Raw genomic sequence first — 22,910 nt, 5'->3', positions numbered from 1 at the left:
CGACAAGGGATGGTTATGATTCGCGATGCATTGCCCAAGGACGCCAAGCACATCGCTCAGGTGCATGTGAGCAGTTGGCAACAGGCTTATGTAGACCTGATGCCAGCAGATTTTCTGGCCTCGCTGAGCACAACACTGCCGCAGAAAGAGGCTAACTGGGCGCGCTTGATTGAAAGCCAAGACGCTGGCGTATTAGTCGCCGAAGTGGATGGCAACGTTATCGGCTGGCTGTCGCTGGGCCTTTGCCGGGATACGGACACGCCTGAGGTCGCATCGGGAGAGGTCATGGCTATCTACGTGTTGGCGGACTACTGGGGTCACGGCATCGGCGCGCAATTGTGGCAGGCGGGTTTCCAACGTTTGGTTGAACAGGGTTATAAACGCATTTCCTTATGGGTTTTAGCCGCCAACCAAAGAGCCGTACGTTTCTATACACGCTTTGGCGGCACTGAAGACCCGGGTAGCCGTCGCACGCTGGTGCGCGGTGGCGTGACGCTGGAAGAGGTGCGCTATGTGTGGACCCGTTGAGGCGCTGTCAAACCCTGAAATAATATTTCGACACGAATTGCGCTGAACTATCCGCCAGGCTCTACGCTCCTTCCCTATGCGCTGCCCCGCCCCGGGGCGTTGGATAAAACAAGGAGCCGCGACCCCATGACCACCCTTCCCGCCTACCCACTCGTCAGGCCTGGCCCGCTGCACTCGACCCTGTTGGCCGGCACCGTGCCGTTGTTTCTGGGCACGTTGCTCAGTGACATCGCCTACGGCCAGACCTATCAGATCCAATGGGCCAACTTCGCGTCCTGGCTGATCGCCGGTGCCTTAGTGTTTTGTGGCTTTGCATTGTTGTTCGCGCTGGTCAACCTGGTGCGCGCCGAGCATAAAGGCGGACGCCCCGCCGCGTACTTCCTGCTGTTACTGATCACCTGGGGACTCGGGCTGGTCAACGCCTTCCAACATGCCAAGGACGCCTACGCCATGATGCCTGTTGGCCTGGTACTGTCGGTGATCGTGACGGTTCTGGCGATTGTTGCCACATGGGTCGGCCTGACCAACCTGCGCTCGGGAGCTGCCAAATGAACCCACTCAATACGCTGACCTTGCTGAGCGCAGCGCTGTTGCTGAGCGCGTGTGGCGACGCCGGCGACAAAACCCAGGCACGCGGTCCCGATCCCAAACTGCCCGAGCAACAAAGCAGCCTGCTGCCGAGCATGAAGATTGCCGAGCCGACACCCTGGGGCGAGCAAAAACCCACGGTGCCGCAAGGCTACAGCGTCACGGCCATCGCCACCGACCTGGCCATTCCTCGGCAAACCCTGGTGCTGCCCAATGGCGATATCATCGTCGCCGAAGGCCGTGGCGGCAGTGCGGCCAAGCTCAAGCCCAAGGATGTAATCGCCAGCGTGATCAAGGCCCAGGGCAACACCAAGGTCAAGGGTGGTAACCGCCTCACGTTGCTGCGCGATGCCGACGGTGACGGCAACTACGAGCTCAAGACCGTGTTTGCCGACAACCTCAACGCGCCCTATGGCCTGGCTTTCGCCGACGGCAAGCTGTACGTGGCCAACCAGGATGCCCTGGTGCGCTTCGACTATACCGACGGCCAGACCAAAGCCAGCGGCGCGCCAACCAAAATCATCGACCTGCCGGCGCAGATCAACCATCACTGGACCAAATCCCTGGCCATCAGCGAAGACGGGCGCCAGCTCTATGTGGGCATTGGCTCCAACAGCAACATCACCGAGCGCGGCATGGAAGTGGAGATCGACCGCGCCATGGTCTGGCAGATCGACGCAGCCAGCGGCGCGCACAAGCCCTACGCCACCGGCCTGCGCAACCCGACCGCACTGACCATTCAGCCGGGCTCGGGGCAATTGTGGACGGTGGTCAACGAACGCGATGAACTCGGCCCCGACCTGGTGCCGGACTACCTCACCTCAGTGCGCGAAGGCGCCTTCTACGGCTGGCCCTACAGCTACTGGGGCCAGAACGTCGACCCCCGCGCGCAACCGCAGAACCCACTGAAAGTGGCGGCCGCGATCAAGCCGGATTACAGCCTGGGCTCGCACGTTGCGGCACTGGGCGTGGATTTTTCGATACCGGCCATGGGTGAACAATTCGCCGACGGCGTGTTTGTCGGCGAACACGGCAGCTGGAACCGCGACAACCCGGTGGGCTACAAGGTGATCTTCGTACCGTTCAGCAACGGCAAGCCGGCTGGCGAACCGATTGATTTCGCCACCGGTTTCCGTGGCGACGACGGCAAGACCCGTGGCCGCCCGGTGGGCGTGACGGTCGACCCCAAAGGGGCGCTGATCATTGCTGACGACTTGGCCAACACCGTTTGGCGGGTGACGCGCAATCGGTAACCGCCGTTGAACCTTGCCACTGTGGCGAGGGAGCTTGCTCCCGCTGGGCTGCGAAGCGGCCCCTGCTCTTTGCTTCAAGAGCATGGGACTGCTACGCAGTCCAACGGGAGCAAGCGCCCTCGCCACAGGGGACGGGTTTACAGGTCAGTGATTTCCTTATGCCGCGGCACCAGCGCTTTCATCACGCTCCACGCCACGAGGTAGGCCAGGGCACAGATCGCAAACATGATCATATAGCCGGTGTGAATGTCGTTGATGGACTTGTAGTAGTCGAACACCCAGCCACCGATCTTGGTCATCACTACACCGCCCAGGCCCCCCGCCATACCGCCGATGCCGACCACCGATGCCACGGTTTTTTGCGGGAACATATCCGACACGGTAGTGAAAATGTTGCACGACCACGCCTGGTGCGCCGAGGCGCCCACGCCGATCAACAACACCGGCACCCAGAAGCTCAGGTAACCGAACGGTTGCGCCAACAGCACCACCAGAGGGAACAGCGCGATCACCAGCATGGCTTTCATGCGGCCGTCATACGGGGCATCACCGCGCGCCATAAAGTAGCTGGGGAACCAGCCGCCGCCGATACTGCCGACCATGGTCATGCTGTACAGCACGGCCAACGGCATCACGATATCCGCGCCTTTCATGTTGTATTGCGCCGACAGGTACGTGGGCAGCCAGAACAGGAAAAACCACCACACGCCGTCGGTCATGAACTTGCCGAAGGCGAACGCCCAGGTCTGGCGGTAGGTCAGCAGCTTGAACCACGAGACTTTTTTCGGCGTCGCCCCCACAGGCTCAGGCGCGAAAGGCTGTACGGTCTGGTCACTGCGGATGTAGGCCAGTTCTTCGGCGGACAAGCGCTTTTGCTGCTCCGGTTTCTCATAGAGCATCGACCACACCGCCACCCACACAAACCCGAGCATGCCGATCACGATAAACGCGGCTTCCCAGCCCCACATGCCGGCAATCAGCGGCACACAGATCGGCGCGAGGATTGCACCCACGTTGGCGCCGGAGTTGAAGATGCCGGTGGCCAGGGAGCGTTCTTTTTTCGGGAAATATTCCGCAGTAGCCTTGATCGCGATGGGGAAGTTGCCCGCCTCGCCAATCGCCAGCACGGCGCGGGAGAGCATAAAGCCAGCAATCGATACCGGAATCACCGCCAGGCCGATGGCGGCGCTGAGCGAGGCAATCCCCGCGCCCATCGGCACCGAGAACGCATGCATGATCGCGCCGGTGGACCAGATGGCAATCGCCACCACATAGGCCGCCTTGGTGCCGATCTTGTCGACAAACCGCCCGGCAAACAGCATGGCAATCGCATAAACGAACTGGAACACCGCAGCGATGTTGGCGTAATCGGTGTTGCTCCAGCCAAATTGCGTCGACAGTTGCGGCGCCAAGAGGCTGAGCACCTGGCGGTCGAGGTAATTGACGGTGGTGGCAAAGAACAACATCGCGCAGATGGTCCAGCGATAGTTGCCGACTGCCTGGCCGACGCGGTGGGCGTTGATGGGCTCATTCAAATTCATGGCATCACTTTTTATTTTTGTTAGATAGGACATATGTAACGTCATATGTCGTCGTACAACTGCGACTTTTATAGCCGGGCGCCTTGGCGGTGTCAATCTGAAAGATTGCCGTTTCTTCAGGTATTACTTGGGCGTATAAACAATCAGTTCAAAGCGGTTGTAGGATGACAAACGCGAAACACCCGGCTAGGCGCCTTGCCCGGTACATCGTCGAGCAGGCCGTAGGGCTGCATGCCTAGCTTTTCCAACACACGGATCGAAGCCGCATGATCGGGTCGCACCAGACCGAAAACCTCCGGCAGATTCAGTGTTTGGAAGGCCAGCGCCAGCGCATCCCGACCCAGCTCGGTGGCGTAGCCCTGCCCCCACGCCTCCACGGCGAAGCGATAACCCAGGTTGATGCGCCGCTCGGTCAGGTAATTAAGCGGCGCTATGCCGCCAAAGCCAATGAGGTGCCCAGGCTGCTCCTTACGGGCGATCGCCCACCAGCCATAACCCTGGGCGGCCCACTGTTCGAGCCAATGGTTGAGCACACGCTGGGCGTGCTCCAGGCTGGCCATCGGCCCTGCAGGGTTGAACATATTTGTCTGCGGGTCACCGAAGATCGCGAACAATCGCTGCACATCGTTGGCTTCGGGCTTGCGGTAGATCAGCCGTGAGAGGGTGTCAGGCATGCGCATAATTCCTTGTTGATGCCATGAAGTTCAACGCATCAGCAAAAAAACGCAAATAGAGGTGAATTATTTCATGTCGGCTTGTATCTGAACTGACAGAGCGGTGCCATCGCAACGATGGCACCTCCCCTGTTCAGTTTTAGAGTGACCCGCATGAAATTACGTAAGAAAAGCGTCAAACCCATCGGTTTGAAAGACATCACCATCGTCGACGATACCAAGGTGCGCAAGGCGATCACCGCCGCCGCACTGGGTAACGCCATGGAGTGGTTCGACTTTGGTGTCTACGGGTTCGTCGCCTATGTGCTCGGCAAGGTGTTCTTCCCCGACGCCTCGCCCAGCGTACAAATGATCGCTGCCTTGGGTACCTTCTCCGTGCCCTTCCTGATTCGCCCGCTGGGCGGCCTGTTCTTCGGTGCCCTGGGTGACAAATACGGGCGGCAGAAAGTATTGGCCGCCACCATCGTGATCATGTCCCTGAGCACCTTCGCCATCGGCCTGATCCCCGGCTACGCCTCGATAGGCATCTGGGCGCCGATCCTGCTGCTGTTGTGCAAAATGGCCCAGGGCTTCTCGGTGGGCGGTGAATACACCGGCGCCTCGATCTTTGTCGCCGAATATGCGCCGGACCGTAAACGCGGGTTCCTTGGCAGTTGGCTGGACTTCGGCTCCATCGCCGGTTTTGTGCTCGGTGCCGGCGTCGTGGTACTGATCTCGACGATCCTCGGTGAAGCTGACTTCGAGGCCTGGGGCTGGCGCCTGCCGTTCTTCCTCGCCCTGCCCCTGGGCATCATCGGCCTGTACCTGCGTCACGCGCTGGAAGAAACCCCGGCCTTCCAGCAGCACATGGACAAGCTCGAACAAGGCGACCGCCAGGGCCTGACCCACGGCCCCAAAGTCTCGTTCAAGGAAGTCGCGACCCAGCATTGGCGCAGCCTGCTGACCTGCATCGGTATCGTCGCGGCCACCAACGTGACGTACTACATGCTGCTCACGTATATGCCCAGCTACCTGTCGCACAACCTGCATTACAAAGAAAACAGCGGCGTACTGATCATCATCGCGATCATGGTCGGCATGCTGTTCGTGCAGCCATTTATCGGCTTTGTCAGTGACAAGATCGGCCGAAAACCCTTCATCATCGCCGGCAGCGTGGGCCTGCTGTTCCTGTCCATTCCGGCGTTCATGCTGATCACCAGCGGCAAGATCGGCCTGATCTTCGCCGGCCTGCTGATCCTGGCGGTGGTCCTCAACTTCTTTATCGGCGTGATGGCCTCGACCCTGCCGGCGATGTTCCCCACGCACCTGCGCTACAGCGCGCTGGCCAGTGCGTTCAACGTCTCGGTATTGATCGCCGGTGTCACCCCCACCGCCGTGGCGTGGCTGGTGGAAAGCACCAACGACCTGTTCATGCCCGCCTACTACCTGATGGTGTTTGCCGTGGTCGGCTTGATCACGGGCCTGACCATGAAGGAAACCGCCAACAAGCCACTGCGCGGCGCCGCGCCTGCGGCCTCGGACATGGCAGAAGCCAAGGAAATACTGCAAGAGCACCACGACAATATCGAGCAGAAGATCGAAGACATCGACACTCAGATTGCCGAACTGGAAGCCAAGCGCCAGAACCTGGTGCAGCAGCACCCACGCATCAACTGACTACTGACCTGGTGTGGCGGCCCCTGCCGCCATGCCTTTGGAGTGCCTGAACATGGTTCCAAGCGTCACCGCAGCACACTCGCTACTCAGCGCCGACGAACGCGCTGCCATCGCCGAAATAGAAGCCACTACCAGCATCCTGCAACTGGTTACCCGCCTGACCGGCATGCGCTTTGCCGGCATCGCCAAATTCACTGACCTTGAGTGGGTCGTCTGCTCGGTGCACGACACGGCCGACATGGGCATTCATGTCGACGACGTGCTCGACCTCGAAACCACACTGTGCAGTGAGTTCTGCATCAACCCGCAGACCCTGTTCATCCCGCAGATCAGCCACAACGGCCGCTTCGCCGCGCGCCCGGTGGTCAAGCAGTTCGCCATCGAAAGCTACGCCGGTGCGCCGATCTTCCTGCCTGATGGGCGCCTGTTCGGCGCATTGTGCGCGCTGGATTCGCGCGCGATGCTGTTTGAAGACCCCAACCTGCCGGAAACCCTGAGCCTGTTTGCGCGGCTGATTGGCTGTATTTTTTTCGCTAACTTGAGCTCGGTTGATCAGTGAGCTTGCCGCGCAAGGCGGCCATGTCGCGCTTGGGCGGCACACCGAACAGCCGGCTGTACTCGCGACTGAACTGTGACGGGCTTTCATAACCCACCTTGAACGCCGCACTGGACACGTCTTGATGTTCGTTGAGCATCAAGCGCCGCGCTTCATTCAAGCGCAGCCATTTCTGATACTGCAAAGGGCTCATCGCGGTCAGGTGACGAAAGTGATGATGAAAGGTGGCAGCGCTCATCTGCACCCGCGCCGCCAACTCCTCCACCCGCAACGGTGCGGTGTAGTTGAGCTTCAGCCAATCGATCGCCTTGGCGATCCGATAGCCCTGCCCGTCAACGGCGCAGATCCTGCGCAGGCGCCCGGCCTGGTCGGTGTTTAACAGCCGGTAGTGGATTTCACGCTGAATCAACGGCGCGAGTACCGGGATCGCCTCGGGTTCGTCCAGCAAAGCGACCAAGCGTGCGAACGCTGCCAGCATGCCTTCGGTGACCGTGCCGATTCCCACCCCTTTCATCACTGCCCGCTCCCGAGTGGGCGGCAACTCACTCTGGGCGATCAGCTCGGCGAGGATGCGCAGGTCCAGTTTGTAGGTCAGGCCCAGGCAGGGCCGGGCCGGGCTGGCAACCAGCACTTCGGAGTTGGCCGGGATATCCAAAGACGTCAGCAGAAACCGCGTCGGGTCATAGGGGTAGCCTTCACCGCCGACCCACAGTTGTTTTTCACCCTGGGCGACCAGCACGACGCACGGCTCGACCATGCACACCACCGGCGCTGCCGGCTGCTCACGCCGATAAAAGCCCAGGCCCGGGACTGGCATGGGGTAATCGCCGGGCGCCGTGACCTGCGCGTTGATCGCCTGGATCAAGGCGTCCAGGGGCAATGGATTAATCGTCATAAAAGGCTCTTTTAAGGCGTGACCGAACTGTACCGCGCACACCAAGCAAGTGTCACCGACAACCCACAAGACTCAGAGGATCAGGCAAGTAATCCACTGGAACGCACTACAGAACGCCGGTCCATGCCGGGAAAATGCGCGGACCAACCTTATCCGGGATCACGCCATGAAAAGCCTTTTGCTCGCCCTGAGCGTGCTGCTGACGTCTTTTTCTTCATTGGGAGCCGATATGTCCAACGGTGCTGACAACTTCTACAAAAGCGACAAAGTGACGGTGCAAAACGTCACCTTCAACAACCAGTACGGCATGGCGGTGGCGGGCCATTTGTTCATGCCGAAAAACCTCGCCCCCGGCGCAAAAAACCCAGCCCTTGTGGTTGGGCACCCGATGGGCGCCGTCAAAGAGCAGAGCGCAGATCTCTACGCCACCAAAATGGCCGAACAAGGCTTCGTCACCTTGTCTCTGGACTTGTCATTCTGGGGCGATAGCGCAGGCTCACCACGCAATGCGGTGCTGCCCGACCTCTACGTCGAGGACTTCAGCGCTGCCGTGGATTTCCTCGGTACCCGCCCGCAAGTTGATCGCGAGCGCATCGGTGTGATCGGTATTTGCGGCAGTGGCAGCTTCGCCATTGCCGCCGCGAAGATTGACCCACGCTTTAAGGCAATCGCTACCGTGAGCATGTACGACATGGGTGCGGCCAACCGCAATGGCCTCAAACATAGCGTGACGCTGGCGCAACGTCAGCAACTGCTGCGCCAGGCCGCCAACCAGCGCTATGTGGAATTCCAGGGCGGCGAGACCGTCTACACCGGCGGCACGCCAGCCACCCTCACCGGCGATGCGGTGGGTGATGAGTTTTACGATTTCTACCGTACGGCGCGCGGCGAATTCACACCCGTCGGCGGCTCACCGCAAACCACCACGCGGCCGACCCTGACCAGTAATGTGAAGTTCCTGAACTTCTACCCCTTCAACGATATCGAGACGCTATCCCCTCGCCCGCTGTTATTGATCGCCGGCGCCGACGCGCACTCACGTGAATTCAGTGAAGACGCCTACCAACGCGCGGCCGAGCCCAAGGAACTGCTGATTATCCCGGGCGCAGGCCATGTCGATCTTTACGACCGGGTCGATCTGATCCCTTTCGACAGACTCGCCACTTTCTTCAAAGGCCACTTGAAATAATGCCCGATAAATCACAGATGCATAGCTGGGCTGCGGTGTTTGCGATGTCGTTGGCGGCGTTCGCACTGGTGGCCTCTGAGTTCATGCCGGTAAGCCTGCTGACGCCGTTGGCCGCCGACCTGCAGATTTCCGAAGGCCAGGCCGGCCAAGGCATCTCGGTGTCCGGTCTGCTCGCCTTGCTCACCAGCCTGGTCATCGCTGCCGTCGCTGCGCGGGTTGAGCGCAAGCGTCTGCTGTTGGCGTTGACCGTCCTGATGATCCTGTCTGGAACCGTGGTGGCGCTGGCGCCGAACTACCTGACGTTCATGCTCGGTCGCGCGCTGATCGGCGTGGCCATCGGCGGTTTCTGGTCGCTGTCGGCGGCGACCGCCATGCGCCTGGTGCCCACGGCCCAAGTACCGCGCGCGTTGGCGATCGTGAATGGCGGCAACGCACTGGCGACGGTGATCGCGGCGCCCTTGGGCAGTTTTCTCGGCGCACTGATCGGTTGGCGTGGCGCATTTTTCTGCGTCGTGCCGGTGGCGGTAGCGGCTGGCCTATGGCTGCTGTTCAGCTTGCCCGCGATCAAGGTGCAAGGCCAGGCCAAGACTGGCAACGTGCTGCGCTTGTTCAAACAGACGCCTGTGGCCCTGGGCATGCTCGCCATCAGCGGCTTTTTCATGGGCCAGTTCATGCTGTTCACTTACCTGCGTCCGTTTCTGGAAAGCGCCACGCGGGTCAGCACCTCCACACTCTCGTTGCTGTTGTTGGTGCTCGGCCTGGCCGGGCTGGCGGGCACTGTGCTGATAGAGCGCGTGCTGAAAAACCGCCTGTATCCTGTGCTGATTGCCATTCCATTGATCATGGCGTTGATCGCCGTGGCCCTGGTGGCCTTCGGCGGCTCGCCGATCACCACAGCCGTGTTACTCGGTTGCTGGGGTTTCGTGGCTACCGCCGCGCCGGTGGGTTGGTGGACCTGGCTGGCGCACGTGTTGCCGGACGATGCCGAGGCCGGCGGTGGATTAATGGTGGCAATCATTCAATTGGCGATTACTGCCGGTGCCACTGTCGGTGGCGTGGCGTTCGACCACAGCGGTTATCAGGCCACCTTTGAACTGAGCGCAGCCACGCTGGGGGTAGCTGCGCTGCTGGCAGGCCTGGCCGCGCGGCACTCAGCGCCAGGGTTGATGGCCAGCCGCCCTACCTGAAAAACTGACTCGGCGTCTTGCCAAACTGTTTCTTGAACATGCTGGTAAAGGCGCTCGGGCTCTCGTAGCCCAGTTCGATGGCAACATCGATAATCTTCTGCCCCACCGCAATCCGCTCCAGCGCCAGCAGCAAGCGCGCCTGCTGGCGCCATTGGCCAAAGGTCAACCCGGTTTCCTTGCGAAACAGACGCTGGATGGTCTTCTGGTCCAGCTCAAGGCGCCCACTCCAATCCTCCACCGTCGACGCATCCCCGGGATCCTGCTGCAGCGCCAGGCAAATCCGGTTGATACGCGGGTCGCCGGGCTGCGGCAGCGACAGCGGCAAGGCCGGCAGAATCGCCAGCTCATCGAGGATCAGGTGCATGATCCGCGCATCGCGTGAGTCCTCGGCATACGGCGGTTTCAAACTCACCGACGCCTTGATCAGCTCACTGAGCAACGGTGAAACGCTCACCGCCTTGGTCTCGGTCGGCAGGTTCGGGAACGCATCGGGGCGCACAAACACACTGCGCATTTTCAACGGGCCGACACAGCGCAGCGAGTGGACTTGCCCGCAAGGCATCCAGAAGCCACGATTGGACGGCACCGTCCATTGGTTGTGCGCCGAGTGCACCACCATCACGCCCTCGATGGCGTAGAGTAACTGGTGCTTTTCGTGGCTATGCTCGGGGATCACCCAGTTTTCGGGGTAATCGGTGGCGGAACTGATGACAGCCCAGTCGCCTGCGTCGATTTCCTGCAAAAATTCATTCAGTGGTTTGATCATTTCGCCCTTTTTGCGACAGTTGCCTCCCGAATTTCGTGAGACAGGCATTGGCACCGAATTTAGCATAACCGCCGAAACAATTAGAAATGGGTGCCGGGCTCAAGTACTCGCCACCTCAGTTTGCTGCCCTGTATGGAATGCCTGCATGACGACCGTTACCGCGTCACCCGCCGCTGCAACCACTACGCCCCAAGTGAGCCCCTTGGTTATGCGCGTCCTCGGCGCCTGCGCCTTGGCCCACCTGATCAATGACCTGATCCAGGCCGTGCTGCCCTCGATCTACCCGATGCTCAAGGCCAACTACGGGCTGAGTTTCACCCAAGTGGGCCTGATCACCCTGACCTTCCAATTGACCGCCTCGCTGCTGCAACCCTGGATCGGCTACCACACCGACCGCCACCCCAAGCCCTGGCTGTTGCCGGCCGGCATGGTGTGCACCTTGATCGGCATTCTGATGCTGGCGTTTGTCGGCACCTTCCCGGCGATTTTGCTGGCGGCGGCCCTGGTGGGCGTCGGCTCGTCGACCTTTCACCCGGAAACCTCGCGCGTCGCACGCCTGGCCTCCGGTGGGCGTTATGGCCTGGCGCAATCGACCTTCCAGGTCGGCGGCAACACCGGCAGTGCCTTCGGCCCGTTGCTGGCGGCGGCGATCATCATTCCTTACGGCCAGAGCCATATCGCCTGGTTCGGGCTGTTCGCCGTGTTTGCGATTCTGGTGCTGTACGGCCTGAGCCGCTGGTACCGCAACCACCTCAACCTGTTCAAGCTCAAGCAAGGCGGCAAGGCCACTCATGGCCTGTCCAAAGGCCGCGTGACCTTTGCCCTGGTGGTGCTGGCGCTGCTGGTGTTCTCCAAATACTTCTACATGACCAGCCTGACCAGTTACTTCACGTTCTACCTGATCGAGAAGTTCCAGCTGTCGGTGGCCAGTTCGCAGATGTACCTGTTCCTGTTCCTTGGCGCGGTGGCCGTGGGCACCTTCGCCGGTGGCCCGATTGGCGACAAGATCGGGCGCAAGAAAGTCATCTGGTTCTCGATCCTCGGCGCGGCGCCCTTCACCCTGGCCCTGCCCTACGTCGACCTGTTCTGGACCGCCGTACTCAGCGTGGTCATCGGCTTTATCATCGCCTCGGCCTTCTCGGCCATCGTGGTCTTCGCCCAGGAACTGGTGCCGGGCAATGTGGGCATGATCGCCGGTATCTTCTTCGGCCTGATGTTCGGCTTCAGCGGCATTGGTGCTGCGCTGCTGGGCTTGCTCGCTGACAACCATGGCATTGAGTACGTGTATAAGATCTGCTCGTTCCTGCCACTGGCGGGCATCCTCACGATATTGCTGCCTTCGACCAAAGGCGTCTGACCCGCCGATTATCGGCTGGCCGTGTGCTATTAGCCGGAATGCTCTGAAAAACCTGCGTGTGCGCTTACAATCCCGATTTTCAAGCGCACACCCAGGCAGCCCGGCACGACATGACGCTCGACCCTCCTACGATTCTGATTCTGACCATCGCGCTGGCCGCCGCTGCCGCGTTGTATCTGGCCATTGAATGGCGCAGCGTACGCGAGGCTTCCCTGCTGTTCTGGGCCGCAGGTTTTGCGACCATCAGCGTCGGCTCCACCCTGGCGTTGCTGCGCGGCAGTGGCCTGTTAATGATCGGCATCTGGTTCGCCAACGGCTTGCTGGTGACTGCGCACTTTCTGTTCCTGCTCGGCGTGGCGCGTTTTACCCAGGCGCGCCTTTCACCGCTATGGCTGTTGATGCTGCTGGTGTGGCTGGGAATGCTGATGCTTCCAGCCGAGCTCCCATGGTCCAAAGCCATGCTGGCGGTGCAGTCGCTGCTGGTGGCAGCGCCGACTCTGCGCGCCAGCTTTTTGCTGCGCCCGCACGGCAAATCACTCAGCATCGGCGCGGTGCAGTTGCGCTATGTGCTGCTGATCCATGGCGCGTTTTATGTAGCCAAAGCGTTGTCAGTGATGATCCCCGGCACACTGATTGACCTGGCTGCCTTCAAGGGCGAAATCATCCAGGTGTCCCTGGTGGAAGGTGCGATGGCGATCATGTTGATCGCGCTGTCGATGACCGGCTCCGAACGCTACCGCCGCGAGCAGCACATCGCGCGGCTGGCGGCCCGCGACCCACTCACTGCGCTCTTCAACCGCCGCGCCCTTGACCTGCAAGCGCCCCGCCTGTTGGCGCAAGTCTCGTCGGCCCAGCCAGGCGCCGTGCTGTTGATCGATATCGACAACTTCAAAGGGGTCAACGACCTCTACGGCCATACCGCCGGCGACCGTTTGCTCATCGCCCTCAGCGAGATGATCCGCAGCGTCGTACCCCAAAGTGCGTTAGCTGCGCGCCTGGGTGGGGACGAGTTTTTGATTCTACTGAACAACACCTCGACCCAGCAGATTGTCGAGCTGGGCAGCCGCTTGCGTGAACAGTTCCAGCAAGTCGCCGCTGAAACCTTTACCACGCCGGCGCCGGTGACCTTGAGCATCGGCGCCAACCTGTTCGACCAACCACCGGCAAGCCTGGCCGCGCTGATCGAACAAGGCGACACCACGCTCTACGAAACCAAGCGTGGCGGGCGCGACAGCATTCGTCTGGTGGACCAGACCGGCACGTTCGGCTAAAGGTCGTAATGCACCGCTACGCTGCGCCCGGTCTTCACCGACTCCAATGCACTATCGGCCAGGTGCAAGGCATACAGGCCATCACGCACGCTGGTCGGTAGCTCTCGGCCAGCGTTCAGCGCGTCAATAAACTGTGTTAGCTCATTGCGATAAGCATCCGCGTAACGCTCGAGGAAAAAGTGCTGCAACGGCTCCAGCGCTTCGGTGTGGTCGGCACTCCAATGGCGCAACGTGCTGGGGCGGTGGTTGTCGGTGAGCAGCACGCCCGTGGCGCCGGACACTTCCACGCGCTGGTCATAGCCGTACACCGCCTGGCGACAGCAGTTGATGTGGCATTGCTTGCCGGAGGCCGTGCGCAGCAGCACCATCACACTGTCGTAGTCGTCGATGTCGGCCAGGCTCGGGTCCACCAAGCGGCTGGCGAAGGCACTGACTTGCACCGGCTCCTCGCCGAGCAGGTGGCGGGCGGTGTCGAAGTCATGGATGGTCATGTCGCGCAGGATGCCACCGGAGTGTTCCAGGTAGTCACGCGGCGCCAGGCCGGGGTCGCGGCTGGTGATGATCACCTGGCGCACGGCGCCGATCTGGCCGGCGTCCAGCGCTTGGCGCAGGCGCAGCATGTCGGGGTCAAAACGTCGGTTGAAACCGAGCATCACCTTGCCGCCCAGGCGTTCGACGGCCTGGGCGGCGCTGCGAGCCTTGGCGATATCCAGGTCGATGGGCTTTTCGCACAGTACCGCCTTGCCTGCGGCCACCGCTGCCAGCAGCAAGTCGATATGGGTGTCGGTGGGCGTGCCGATCACCACGGCATCAATGTCTTGGCGGGCAAGCACGGCGGCGCAGTCATAGGCCGCTTCGCAGCCCAATTGTGTGCTGAGCGCATCGACACCTTCGCGCCAGGGGTCGGCCACCAGCACCAGCGTGGCGTTGGGGTGAGCGGCGACGTTGGCGGCGTGGATCCTGGCGATGCGCCCGGCACCTAAAACGGCAATACGTAGCATGGTCGAACTCCTGGCGTTGTTATTGAGGGAGCTTCAGTCCGGCAGGTTGAACGGTGTCACGATCTGCACCTGTGACGGCGCAATCGGCCCGGTTTTCCATAGCCGGTGGTGTTGCAGGATGTGCAAAAACACGCTGCGGGCATCGATCTGCAGGTTGTGGTCGATGATCGCGGCGACTTTTTCTTCCAGCAGCAGCTGGCGATTTTCTTCGTCCAGGTCATGGCCGATAAACACTTCCAGCGGGCGCTCGAGCGCGGTGAAGGCATCGACAATCGCGCGGTTACCGCCGCCGACGCTGTACACCGCCTTGAGTTCGGGGTGTTGCTTGAGGGCCTGGGTGACGCGCTCAAACGTGCGGTCGTACACGCCATAGCCGCCGCTGATATCCAGCACCCGCAGGTGCGGGGCACGCCCACGCAGCCAGGCGCGAAAGCCCATCTCGCGCTCTTCTTCGCCACGGAACAGTTCGCTGCCGATCACCACCGCTACGTCCTGGGGTTGCGCCGGCAGCCAGCGCGACATCAGGTAGGCCGCGGTTTGGCCGGCGGTGCGGTTGTCCATGCCTACATAACCGATGCGCTCGCTTTGCGGCAGGTCGGTGACCAGGGTTACCACGGGAATGCCGGCCGCGATCAGCTGCTTGACGGCCTGATTCACCGCCGGCTCATCCGCCGCTTTAAGCACCACGCCCTGGCTGCCGGTGTCGAGGCAGCGCAGTAATTGGTCATGCATGGCCTGGGGTTCGATTTCTTCAAACAGGTGAAAACGCGGCGCGATGCGAAACGGCGCCAAGCTGCCCAATTGCGCGGTGATCGCCGCCTGCACCGCCGCGCTGAAGCGCTGGGGGGTGTGCATGATCACATCGACGTGAAACGTGCGCCCCACCGCCAGACCGTTTTTTTCCTGGGCCTCCAACTCATCCAGCGCCTGCTCGATGCGCCGGGTGGTCTGCGCATGCACGCTGCCGCGCTGGTGCAACACGCGGTCGACCGTGGCTTTGCTCACGCCGGCCTGGGTCGCGAGCTGCTTGATGGAGAAGTGTTTTGCGCGTTCGAGCATGCGGTTCGTCTGAGGTGTTTTTGAGGTCTTTTTTGGGCGTTACTGAGGTTTTGCAATGCTAGTCTCAGTTTTGCCCGGCGTCGAGCCGGGTCGATAAAACAACAACAATTTCAGGAGAACCGCATGCCTCACACCGATCTCGCCAGCGCATTCAACGGCCAATATTTTGTTGTCACCGGCAGCACTCAGGGGCTGGGCGCTGCCGTGGCACATACCCTGGCTCAGCGTGGCGCTGCCGGGCTGATCGTCTGCGGGCGCCGCCGCGCCGAGGGCGAAGAGCAGGTCCGGCAACTGGCACAGCTCGATTGCCAGGCATTTTTTGTCGAGGCCGACCTGGAAAACGTCGAGGATTGCCGTGCGATCATCGACGCAGCACGCACCCACTTCGGCACCTTGCACGGGCTGGTGAACTGCGCCGGCATGTCGGATCGCGGCACTATTCTCGACACCTCGCCCGAGCTGTTTGACCGGCTGTTTGCGGTGAACGTGCGGGCGCCGTTTTTTCTGATGCAGGAAGCACTCAAGCTGATGATCAGCACCGGCGTGGAAGGCGCGGTGGTGAATATCCAGAGCATCACCGGGCATGGCGGGCAATCGTTTTTGAGCGCCTATGCGGCGTCCAAGGGCGCGCTGGCGATTTTGACCAAGAACGTGGCGTTCAGCGCATTGCGTAATCGCATCCGCGTGAATGGCCTGAATATCGGCTGGATGGACACGCCTCACGAGGATCAGATCCAGCGCCAATACCACGGCGCGCAGGACGGCTGGCTGGCCGAGGCCGAGCGCGCGCAGCCGTTCGGGCGGCTGCTCAAGCCCGAAGAAGTGGCGCAAAGCGTGGCGTTTTTGCTCTCGCGTGAAGCCGGGATGATGACCGGCTCGGTGATCGACCTGGAGCAAGGCGTGGTCGGCTGCACCGACAGCGGCAGCCCGCAACCGCACCAGGCACTGAGCCTGCCGGGAGGTGTGTGATGTCGGCGTTCGTGACCGGCGCGGCGGTGCGCCTGGCGGATTTCAGCCGTATTTGCGCCCAACGGACCAACGCCGAGGACTACCCGCTGTGTGCCGAGGTGGTGAGCAATGTGCCGATCTATCAGGCCGGCACTTTACGCAACAGCGAGCGCTTGCGCGTCATGGATGAGCTGCATCACCTGTTCCGCGACGGGCCTGGGGTGATGGTGGTGCGCCAGGCCTATGAAGACCTGGCGGTGGTCGATCGCCATAGCCAGGTATTCGAGGCGATCTTTGCCCATGAGGCTGCGCAAGGCGTGGCCGCCGACCATTTTGCCCAGGCCGGCAGCAACGGGCGCATCTGGAATTCGCTGCAGAAAGCCGCGCTGCAGTCGCCGGAATCGTTTGCCGAGTACTACGCCAACCCGCTGCTCGGTTTGATCGCCGAAGCGTGGCTGGGGCCGAGCTTTCAGATGACCGCGCAAGTGAACGTGGTCCACCCTGGCGGGCAGGCGCAACAGCCGCACCGTGACTATCACCTGGGCTTTCAGACCACTGAGGTGGTTGAACGCTTTCCGCTGCCGCTGCATCTGTTGTCGCAATACCTGACGCTGCAAGGCGCGGTGGCCCATTCGGATATGCCGCTGGAAAGCGGGCCGACCCAACTGCTGCCCTTCTCCCAGCAATACCCGCTGGGTTACCTGGCCTGGCGCTGCGCAGAGTTTATCGACTACTTCCAGCAGCACGCCGTGCAATTGCCGCTGAACAAGGGCGACCTGCTGTTCTTCAACCCGGCGCTGTTCCACGCGGCGGGTACCAACCGCACGACCCACCACCGGCGTATGGCCAACCTGCTGCAAATCTCGTCGGCGTTCGGCAAGCCCATGGAAGCCCTCGACCGCGACCGCATGATGCTCGCGGTGTACCCGGTGTTGCTGGCCAACCCTGCGTTGAATGCCGAAGCGGTGATCGCCTGTACGGCCGACGGTTATGCCTTCCCCACCAACCTCGACACCGACCCGCCCTTGCACGGGCTCGCCCCGCAAACCGGGCAGCAATTAATGCAACAAGCCCTTGACGAACGCTGGCCCTATTCAGACTTCGCCGCTGCCGTGGCGCAACTGCGGGCCAAGCGCCAGGCGTGAATCCCACTGCTTTTACAACAACAAAAAGAACGGAGCATAACCATGAAGAAGCAACTCCTCGCAGCACTGCTGACCCTCGCTGTTACGCCCTGGGCCTGGGCGGATATACGTATCGGCGTGAGCATCGCCCAGGTCGACGATGTGTTCCTCGCACAGATGCGTGACTACATGGCGGCCCACGCCAAGGAGCTACCCGGCGTGACCCTGCAATTTGAAGACGCCCAGGGCGATGTGGTGCGCCAACTCAATCAGGTGCAGAACTTTACCGCCCAGGGCATGGACGCGATTATCGTCAACGCGGTGGACACGGCGGCCACGCAGAAAATGACCGTCAATGCCCAGCAGGCCAAGATCCCGCTGGTGTACGTCAACCGCCGCCCGGAGTTCCAGGACGTGCCGCCGGGCGTGGGTTATGTTGGCTCGGATGAGATCAAGGCCGGGGAAATCCAGATGCGCTACCTGGCAGAGAAAATGGGCGGCAAGGGCAACCTAGCGATCATGCTCGGGCTGTTGTCCAACAACGCCACGCACAACCGCACGCTGGGGGTGAAGACGGTGCTCAAGGATTACCCGGACATCAAGATTGTCGAGGAGCAAAGCGCCGAATGGCAGCGCGGCAAGGCGATTGACCTGATGAGCAACTGGATTGTGTCCGGACGCAAAATCGATGCCGTGGCGGCGAATGCCGATGAAATGGCGATTGGCGCCGCCATGGCGATCAGCCAGGCGGGCATGCAACCGGGCAAGGATATCTTGGTGGCCGGCAGCGATGGCGGCGCAGCGGGGCTGGACGCGGTGAAGAAGGGCCAGTTGCTGGTGACGGTGTATCAGGACAACAAAGGCCAGGCCGTCGGCTCGATTGATCTGGCGGTGAAGATGGTCAAGAAGGAACCCTATGTGGCTGAGCTGACCATTCCTTATCAGCAGATCACCAAAGACAATTACCAGGCGTTTCTGAACCCTTAATCCCTTGCCTATGGCCAGGTTTTCTTGTGGCGAGCGTGCTTGTTGTGGCGAGCGGGCTTGCCACAATAAGTTTGCTCAGCCAGGGGGGATTTCATCTCAGCCTCAAGACCACCAGGGCACCGAGCCCGAAGAGGCAGGCCACGCCCACTGCATAGGCCAGCGTGCGCCAGGGTTGCAGCCCTGCCAGATACGTCACCGTGTGCGCCAATCGGGCCAGGGTAAACAGGCCAAAGAGCCAACCCGTGACACCCTGGGAACTCCCCAGCGCCACACATAATCCGCCCAACACAAAAAACAGCGGGATGTTTTCCAGGTCATTGGCCCACGCCCTTTGCGCCCTCACGACGTGCGGCAATTCTTGTGGCTGCGCCATACGGCTGAAGAACGCCGCATCTTCAAGGTTGGTGAACGCCCGCCGCCGAATCCGCCAAAAACCCTGATAGCAGGAAATCGCAAACATTTTCAGGCACAGCACCAGCACACAGCCTGCGTAGATAGCCAGCAGGTCATTCATCGCGCAACCCATTGACGACGATATAAAGCAACGGCCCCACCGAAACAAACACCGCCGTCAGCGCAAAATACGGCAGCACAGACACGACTGACCGCCCGCGCCCGCGCGCATCCCGATACATCCACACACACGCCAGCACCGCCATCAGGTACAGGTCGATCACCACCTGCGCGGTGTCCGGCCGCGACATCAATTGCCGCCCGAAAGCCAGCAGCGATTGCTCGGCGGTGAGCATCGTCACCAGTGTATAGAGTGAAAATCCAACTAACCCGACCAGGGCAATAGAGGGTCTGTGCATGGTCTCGTCCTTGAAGTGAATGAAGCTCACGATAGTGATAAGGTCTTGGCCCTCGCAATGACCTCACAGGTTATGAACCCGCCATGGACACTACTGCCGGCGACCAACTGCGCCAACTGCGTCGCCACGCCAAGCTGAGCCAGCTGGACCTGGCGCTGATCACCGGCGTTTCGCAACGCCACCTCAGTTACATCGAAACCGGTCGCGCCAAGCCGAGCCCGGGCACGTTGCACAATTTACTGACCGCGCTGGATGTGCCGCTTGAGCAGTGCAATCGAGTGTTCCTCGCCGCCGGCTACGCGCCACGCTACACCGCCACCCCGCTCGCCTCACCGGCCATGGCCGCGATTCGCGAAGCCGTCAGCCATGTGTTGCACGCCAATAACCCGGCCCCGGCGATTCTGCTCGGCAGCCAATGGCAAGTGCTGGCGGCGAATGCGAGTACCGGCGTCCTGTTTGAATTGTTGGGGCTTGAACCGGATGCGGCAGACGGGCTGAACCTGCTGACCACGCTGCTGCAAACCGGCGGCTTTGGCGACCACCTGATCAACGCCGAAGAGATCCGCACGCTTGCCTGGCAACGCGCCAGCCGGGAGGCGTTGGGCAATCCTGAATTGGCGGTTTTATTAGCCAGCCTGCCGACGCCCACCCACACCGAACCACCCGGCCACATGCCGCCCTTGGCGCTGACGCGCATCCGCTCACCCCAGGGCGAGCTGAGCTTTCTGTCGACCTTCACCACGTTCGGCATGCCCCAGGACATCACCCTCACGTCGCTGCGTATCGAGCATCTGATTCCGGCTGACGAGCCGACGTGGCAAGTCATGCGCGCCGCCTATGCGGAGCATGCCGCGCTGGTTTTGTGAAATATCTGTCCGTAGACTGCCGCCATACCTCCCACTTGAAGGCGGCGAAAAAAACGTGATGCAAGTTACCGAAGTCTCCATTGCCCAACTGCGCGCGGCGCTTGAAACCGGCCAGACCACTGCCGTTGAACTGGTAAACGCCTACCTGGCGCGGATCGATGCCTATGACGGCCCGCAGACCGCCACCGCGCTGAACGCCGTGGTGGTGCGCAACCCTGAAGCCCTCAAAGAAGCCGAGGCGTCCGATGCGCGCCGGGCCAGGGGTGAAACGTTGGGGCCATTGGACGGCATTCCCTATACCGCCAAGGACAGCTACCTGGTCAAGGGCCTGACGGCCGCATCCGGCAGCCCGGCCTTTGCCAAGCTGGTTGCGCAGCGCGACGCCTTCACCATCGAACGCCTGCGAGCGGGCGGCGCCATCTGCCTGGGCAAGACCAATATGCCGCCGATGGCCAATGGAGGGATGCAGCGGGGTGTGTATGGCCGTGCCGAAAGCCCTTACAACGCCGACTACCTGACTGCACCGTTTGCCTCCGGTTCGTCCAACGGGGCGGGTACCGCCACGGCGGCAAGCTTCGCCGCCTTTGGTGTGGCTGAAGAAACCTGGTCGAGCGGGCGTGGCCCGGCGTCCAACAATGGTTTGTGCGCCTACACACCGTCCCGTGGGGTGATTTCGGTACGCGGCAACTGGCCGCTCACGCCGACCATGGACGTGGTGGTGCCCTATGCACGCACCATGGCCGACCTGCTGGAAGTGCTGGATGTGGTGGTCGCCGAAGACTCCGACACCCGTGGCGACCTGTGGCGCCTGCAGCCCTGGGTGCCGATCCCGAGCGTGGCGTCGGTGCGCCCCGCGTCTTACGCCGACTTGGCGGTAAGCAGCGAAGCCCTCGCCGGTAAACGTTTCGGCGTGCCGCGCATGTACATCAATGCCGACCCCGAGGCGGGCACCAGCGAAAAGCCCGGCATTGGTGGGCCGACCGGGCAAAAGATCAACACCCGCGCCAGCGTGATCGACCTGTGGGAAGCTGCACGCAAGGCGCTGCAAGCCGCCGGTGCCGAAGTGATCGAGGTGGATTTCCCGCTGGTGTCCAACTGCGAAGGCGATCGCCCTGGCGCGCCAACCGTGTTTACCCGTGGCTTGGTTTCCAAGGAATTCCTGCACGACGAATTGTGGGAACTGTCGGCTTGGGCCTTCGATGACTTCCTGCGCGCCAACAACGACCCGGCGCTTAACCGCCTGGCGGATGTCGACGGGCCGAAAATCTTCCCGCACGACCCGGGCACCCTGCCCAACCGTGAAGATGACCTGGCCGCCGGCATGGACGAATACGTGCGCATGGCCGAGCGCGGCATCACGCCGTGGAACGAGATCAGCACGGTGCCGGACGGTTTGCGCGGCCTGGAGCAAACCCGGCGCATCGATCTGGAAGACTGGATGGACACGCTTGGGCTGGATGCGGTGCTGTTCCCGACCGTGGCCGATGTAGGCCCGGCAGATGCCGACGTGAACGAAGCCAGTGCCGACATCGCCTGGAGCAATGGCGTGTGGGTCGCTAACGGCAACCTCGCCATCCGCCACCTCGGCGTGCCCACCGTCACCGTGCCGATGGGCGTGATGGCCGACATCGGCATGCCGGTCGGCCTGACCTTTGCCGGTCGTGCTTACGATGATTCGGCGCTGCTGAGCTTTGCCAGCGCGTATGAAGCCACCGGCAGCAAACGCCTGATCCCGCCGCGCACACCGCCGCTGTAAAAATTGTGGGATCACTGATCGTTCCCACGCTCCGCGTGGGAACGCATTCTGTGACGCTCCGCGTCACGACTTCAAGAGCGGACGCAGAGCGTCCAGGGTTGCATTCCCACGCGGAGCGTGGGAACGATCAGGGCGATCAGGGTTGTGTTTAATATCAGGCCATGTAGGGCACGGCGATCAGCAGGATGGCGGTGCCGTGGGCGAGTGCGGCGGGCAGTACGCCGTAACGCATGCGCACCAGCGCACAGGCCAACCCTTCAAGCAGGGTGAACAGCAACACCGGCCAGCCCAGTTGGGTAACGCTTAAGGCCAGGAACCCATGGCAGGCTGCAAAGGCCACGCCGCTGATCAACGCAGCGCGCAATGGCGAAACCTGTTGCTCCAGGTAACCCTGCAAAAAGCCGCGGAACAGCACTTCCTCCAACGCATTGGCGCCATAGGCCAATACCACCATGCCCGGCAACCACACCCAGTAGCCGTGGAACTGGCTTGCATCAATGCCTTGGTAAACCCGCAGTGGCACGCCGATCAAACAGCCGACCACAACCCCCACCGCCATGCCAACCAACGGGTTGCCAATGGACCAACGCATCAACCGCCACAACTCGGGTGCCAGGCGTGAGAGCAGCATGATCAGCAGCACCGACAGCCCGCCGAGCGCCGCCAGTACGAAGGCATTGCCACTGAATGCGATCTGCACATCGCGACTCACCGCCCACATACCCAGCGGTGTCATCACATCGCGCATCAGCACAAACGCCGCCAGCAGAATCAGGATGCGCATCGCCACCTGCGCTCTCGGTGTCAACGCGAACCACGCACCAAACAGCAGCAGACCCGGCGCCAAGTGCACGGCGTAGTCGATCAGTACCTCAAGCCCTTGGGTAATCATCGGT

23 protein-coding genes are annotated in these 22,910 nt (G+C 61.6%); 14 read left to right on the top strand and 9 right to left on the bottom strand.

Going from position 1 to position 22,910, the window contains the following annotated elements; translation table 11 throughout:
* Positions 1-15 precede the first annotated feature (15 nt).
* From AOA62_RS21265 to AOA62_RS21255, 3 genes are all read left to right on the top strand, one after another.
* Positions 16-528 (top strand): GNAT family N-acetyltransferase, encoded by a 513-nt coding sequence (locus AOA62_RS21265; RefSeq protein ID WP_017138949.1) that lies wholly within the window; start codon positions 16-18, stop codon positions 526-528.
* A 126-nt stretch (positions 529-654) separates the two neighbouring features.
* Entirely contained in the window at positions 655-1,080 is a 426-nt protein-coding gene (locus AOA62_RS21260; RefSeq protein WP_017138950.1) for a DUF2231 domain-containing protein, read from the top strand.
* The gene (locus AOA62_RS21255; protein ID WP_017138951.1) at positions 1,077-2,369 is read left to right on the top strand and encodes a sorbosone dehydrogenase family protein; all 1,293 of its coding nucleotides are present in this window, start codon (positions 1,077-1,079) and stop codon (positions 2,367-2,369) included. Before AOA62_RS21260 ends, AOA62_RS21255 begins: the two co-directional genes overlap by 4 nt.
* 137 nt (positions 2,370-2,506) lie before the next feature.
* Here the strand turns inward: AOA62_RS21255 and AOA62_RS21250 are convergent, their stop codons facing one another.
* Positions 2,507-3,910, bottom strand: coding sequence for an MFS transporter (locus AOA62_RS21250; RefSeq protein WP_099549644.1), 1,404 nt, complete (start codon positions 3,908-3,910; stop codon positions 2,507-2,509).
* Positions 3,911-4,053: 143 nt separating this feature from the next.
* A complete protein-coding gene (locus AOA62_RS21245) occupies positions 4,054-4,584 on the bottom strand; it encodes a GNAT family N-acetyltransferase (protein WP_017138952.1) in 531 nt (176 codons plus the stop codon).
* A gap of 153 nt (positions 4,585-4,737) precedes the next feature.
* On the opposite strand from AOA62_RS21245, the gene proP reads away from it, so the two are divergent.
* Positions 4,738-6,240, top strand: coding sequence for a glycine betaine/L-proline transporter ProP (gene proP, locus AOA62_RS21240; protein WP_017138953.1), 1,503 nt, complete (start codon positions 4,738-4,740; stop codon positions 6,238-6,240).
* A gap of 52 nt (positions 6,241-6,292) precedes the next feature.
* A complete protein-coding gene (locus AOA62_RS21235) occupies positions 6,293-6,799 on the top strand; it encodes a GAF domain-containing protein (RefSeq protein WP_017138954.1) in 507 nt (168 codons plus the stop codon).
* Here the strand turns inward: AOA62_RS21235 and AOA62_RS21230 are convergent.
* Positions 6,774-7,691 (bottom strand): AraC family transcriptional regulator, encoded by a 918-nt coding sequence (locus AOA62_RS21230; protein WP_099549643.1) that lies wholly within the window; start codon positions 7,689-7,691, stop codon positions 6,774-6,776. The two genes, AOA62_RS21235 and AOA62_RS21230, sit on opposite strands and share 26 nt — an antisense overlap.
* Before the next feature lie 166 nt (positions 7,692-7,857).
* On the opposite strand from AOA62_RS21230, the gene AOA62_RS21225 reads away from it, so the two are divergent.
* A complete protein-coding gene (locus tag AOA62_RS21225) occupies positions 7,858-8,880 on the top strand; it encodes an alpha/beta hydrolase (RefSeq protein ID WP_099549642.1) in 1,023 nt (340 codons plus the stop codon).
* Complete coding sequence (locus AOA62_RS21220) at positions 8,880-10,067, top strand: MFS transporter (protein WP_099549641.1); 1,188 nt, start codon at positions 8,880-8,882, stop codon at positions 10,065-10,067. Before AOA62_RS21225 ends, AOA62_RS21220 begins: the two co-directional genes overlap by 1 nt.
* Here the strand turns inward: AOA62_RS21220 and AOA62_RS21215 are convergent.
* Entirely contained in the window at positions 10,060-10,881 is an 822-nt protein-coding gene (locus tag AOA62_RS21215; RefSeq protein ID WP_065931628.1) for a helix-turn-helix domain-containing protein, read from the bottom strand. The two genes, AOA62_RS21220 and AOA62_RS21215, sit on opposite strands and share 8 nt — an antisense overlap.
* A 97-nt stretch (positions 10,882-10,978) precedes the next feature.
* Between AOA62_RS21215 and AOA62_RS21210 the strand changes: the two genes are divergently transcribed.
* Positions 10,979-12,190: an MFS transporter gene (locus tag AOA62_RS21210; RefSeq protein WP_017138958.1), complete on the top strand. Its 1,212-nt coding sequence runs from the start codon at positions 10,979-10,981 to the stop codon at positions 12,188-12,190.
* Positions 12,191-12,300: 110 nt separating this feature from the next.
* Complete coding sequence (locus tag AOA62_RS21205) at positions 12,301-13,461, top strand: GGDEF domain-containing protein (protein ID WP_017138959.1); 1,161 nt, start codon at positions 12,301-12,303, stop codon at positions 13,459-13,461.
* Here AOA62_RS21205 and iolG read toward each other — a convergent pair.
* Positions 13,458-14,462 carry an inositol 2-dehydrogenase gene (gene iolG / locus AOA62_RS21200; protein ID WP_099549640.1) on the bottom strand — a complete coding sequence of 335 codons (1,005 nt, stop codon included), beginning with the start codon at positions 14,460-14,462 and terminating at the stop codon, positions 13,458-13,460. The two genes, AOA62_RS21205 and iolG, sit on opposite strands and share 4 nt — an antisense overlap.
* Positions 14,463-14,495: 33 nt before the next feature.
* Positions 14,496-15,521, bottom strand: coding sequence for a LacI family DNA-binding transcriptional regulator (locus AOA62_RS21195; protein WP_099549639.1), 1,026 nt, complete (start codon positions 15,519-15,521; stop codon positions 14,496-14,498).
* 123 nt (positions 15,522-15,644) lie between these two features.
* On the opposite strand from AOA62_RS21195, the gene AOA62_RS21190 reads away from it, so the two are divergent.
* From AOA62_RS21190 to AOA62_RS21180, 3 genes are read left to right on the top strand one after another with little or no spacing between them, the layout of a single operon-like run.
* Positions 15,645-16,490 carry an SDR family oxidoreductase gene (locus AOA62_RS21190; RefSeq protein WP_017138961.1) on the top strand — a complete coding sequence of 282 codons (846 nt, stop codon included), beginning with the start codon at positions 15,645-15,647 and terminating at the stop codon, positions 16,488-16,490.
* Entirely contained in the window at positions 16,490-17,614 is a 1,125-nt protein-coding gene (locus AOA62_RS21185; RefSeq protein ID WP_099549638.1) for a phytanoyl-CoA dioxygenase family protein, read from the top strand. Before AOA62_RS21190 ends, AOA62_RS21185 begins: the two co-directional genes overlap by 1 nt.
* A 42-nt stretch (positions 17,615-17,656) precedes the next feature.
* The gene (locus AOA62_RS21180; RefSeq protein ID WP_017138963.1) at positions 17,657-18,580 is read left to right on the top strand and encodes a sugar ABC transporter substrate-binding protein; all 924 of its coding nucleotides are present in this window, start codon (positions 17,657-17,659) and stop codon (positions 18,578-18,580) included.
* A 91-nt stretch (positions 18,581-18,671) separates the two neighbouring features.
* On the opposite strand, the gene AOA62_RS21175 is transcribed toward AOA62_RS21180, so the two are convergent.
* Together AOA62_RS21175 and AOA62_RS21170 are read right to left on the bottom strand one after the other, a co-directional pair.
* A complete protein-coding gene (locus AOA62_RS21175) occupies positions 18,672-19,094 on the bottom strand; it encodes an MAPEG family protein (RefSeq protein WP_099549637.1) in 423 nt (140 codons plus the stop codon).
* Positions 19,087-19,392 carry a DUF2834 domain-containing protein gene (locus tag AOA62_RS21170; protein ID WP_026013836.1) on the bottom strand — a complete coding sequence of 102 codons (306 nt, stop codon included), beginning with the start codon at positions 19,390-19,392 and terminating at the stop codon, positions 19,087-19,089. Before AOA62_RS21170 ends, AOA62_RS21175 begins: the two co-directional genes overlap by 8 nt.
* An 83-nt stretch (positions 19,393-19,475) precedes the next feature.
* Here AOA62_RS21170 and AOA62_RS21165 point away from each other — a divergent pair, with 83 nt between their 5' ends.
* Positions 19,476-20,258 (top strand): helix-turn-helix domain-containing protein, encoded by a 783-nt coding sequence (locus tag AOA62_RS21165; RefSeq protein ID WP_099549636.1) that lies wholly within the window; start codon positions 19,476-19,478, stop codon positions 20,256-20,258.
* A 55-nt stretch (positions 20,259-20,313) separates the two neighbouring features.
* Positions 20,314-22,014, top strand: coding sequence for an amidase (locus AOA62_RS21160; RefSeq protein ID WP_099549635.1), 1,701 nt, complete (start codon positions 20,314-20,316; stop codon positions 22,012-22,014).
* Between the two features lie 154 nt (positions 22,015-22,168).
* Here the strand turns inward: AOA62_RS21160 and AOA62_RS21155 are convergent, their stop codons facing one another.
* Positions 22,169-22,906, bottom strand: a complete 738-nt coding sequence (locus AOA62_RS21155; protein WP_099549634.1) for a CPBP family intramembrane glutamic endopeptidase — start codon at positions 22,904-22,906, stop codon at positions 22,169-22,171.
* Between the last annotated feature and the right edge of the window lie 4 nt (positions 22,907-22,910).

Source organism: Pseudomonas sp. 2995-3 (assembly GCF_002742565.1).
In the GTDB taxonomy this organism is placed as follows: domain Bacteria; phylum Pseudomonadota; class Gammaproteobacteria; order Pseudomonadales; family Pseudomonadaceae; genus Aquipseudomonas; species Aquipseudomonas edaphica.
The sequence above is the reverse complement of the archived record's forward strand: the minus strand, read 5'-3'. Positions and strand labels throughout refer to the sequence as shown.

Coding starts and splice junctions, on each gene's coding strand:
- iolG (WP_099549640.1), bottom strand. CDS start 14,462: ATGCTACGTATTGCCGTTTTAGGTGCCGGGCGCATCGCCAGGATCCAC.
- AOA62_RS21155 (WP_099549634.1), bottom strand. CDS start 22,906: ATGATTACCCAAGGGCTTGAGGTACTGATCGACTACGCCGTGCACTTG.
- AOA62_RS21215 (WP_065931628.1), bottom strand. CDS start 10,881: ATGCCTGTCTCACGAAATTCGGGAGGCAACTGTCGCAAAAAGGGCGAA.
- AOA62_RS21190 (WP_017138961.1), top strand. CDS start 15,645: ATGCCTCACACCGATCTCGCCAGCGCATTCAACGGCCAATATTTTGTT.
- AOA62_RS21205 (WP_017138959.1), top strand. CDS start 12,301: ATGACGCTCGACCCTCCTACGATTCTGATTCTGACCATCGCGCTGGCC.
- AOA62_RS21165 (WP_099549636.1), top strand. CDS start 19,476: ATGGACACTACTGCCGGCGACCAACTGCGCCAACTGCGTCGCCACGCC.
- AOA62_RS21260 (WP_017138950.1), top strand. CDS start 655: ATGACCACCCTTCCCGCCTACCCACTCGTCAGGCCTGGCCCGCTGCAC.
- AOA62_RS21225 (WP_099549642.1), top strand. CDS start 7,858: ATGAAAAGCCTTTTGCTCGCCCTGAGCGTGCTGCTGACGTCTTTTTCT.
- AOA62_RS21245 (WP_017138952.1), bottom strand. CDS start 4,584: ATGCCTGACACCCTCTCACGGCTGATCTACCGCAAGCCCGAAGCCAAC.
- proP (WP_017138953.1), top strand. CDS start 4,738: ATGAAATTACGTAAGAAAAGCGTCAAACCCATCGGTTTGAAAGACATC.
- AOA62_RS21195 (WP_099549639.1), bottom strand. CDS start 15,521: ATGCTCGAACGCGCAAAACACTTCTCCATCAAGCAGCTCGCGACCCAG.
- AOA62_RS21265 (WP_017138949.1), top strand. CDS start 16: ATGATTCGCGATGCATTGCCCAAGGACGCCAAGCACATCGCTCAGGTG.
- AOA62_RS21175 (WP_099549637.1), bottom strand. CDS start 19,094: ATGAATGACCTGCTGGCTATCTACGCAGGCTGTGTGCTGGTGCTGTGC.
- AOA62_RS21170 (WP_026013836.1), bottom strand. CDS start 19,392: ATGCACAGACCCTCTATTGCCCTGGTCGGGTTAGTTGGATTTTCACTC.
- AOA62_RS21230 (WP_099549643.1), bottom strand. CDS start 7,691: ATGACGATTAATCCATTGCCCCTGGACGCCTTGATCCAGGCGATCAAC.
- AOA62_RS21255 (WP_017138951.1), top strand. CDS start 1,077: ATGAACCCACTCAATACGCTGACCTTGCTGAGCGCAGCGCTGTTGCTG.
- AOA62_RS21250 (WP_099549644.1), bottom strand. CDS start 3,910: ATGAATTTGAATGAGCCCATCAACGCCCACCGCGTCGGCCAGGCAGTC.
- AOA62_RS21180 (WP_017138963.1), top strand. CDS start 17,657: ATGAAGAAGCAACTCCTCGCAGCACTGCTGACCCTCGCTGTTACGCCC.
- AOA62_RS21185 (WP_099549638.1), top strand. CDS start 16,490: ATGTCGGCGTTCGTGACCGGCGCGGCGGTGCGCCTGGCGGATTTCAGC.
- AOA62_RS21235 (WP_017138954.1), top strand. CDS start 6,293: ATGGTTCCAAGCGTCACCGCAGCACACTCGCTACTCAGCGCCGACGAA.
- AOA62_RS21220 (WP_099549641.1), top strand. CDS start 8,880: ATGCCCGATAAATCACAGATGCATAGCTGGGCTGCGGTGTTTGCGATG.
- AOA62_RS21210 (WP_017138958.1), top strand. CDS start 10,979: ATGACGACCGTTACCGCGTCACCCGCCGCTGCAACCACTACGCCCCAA.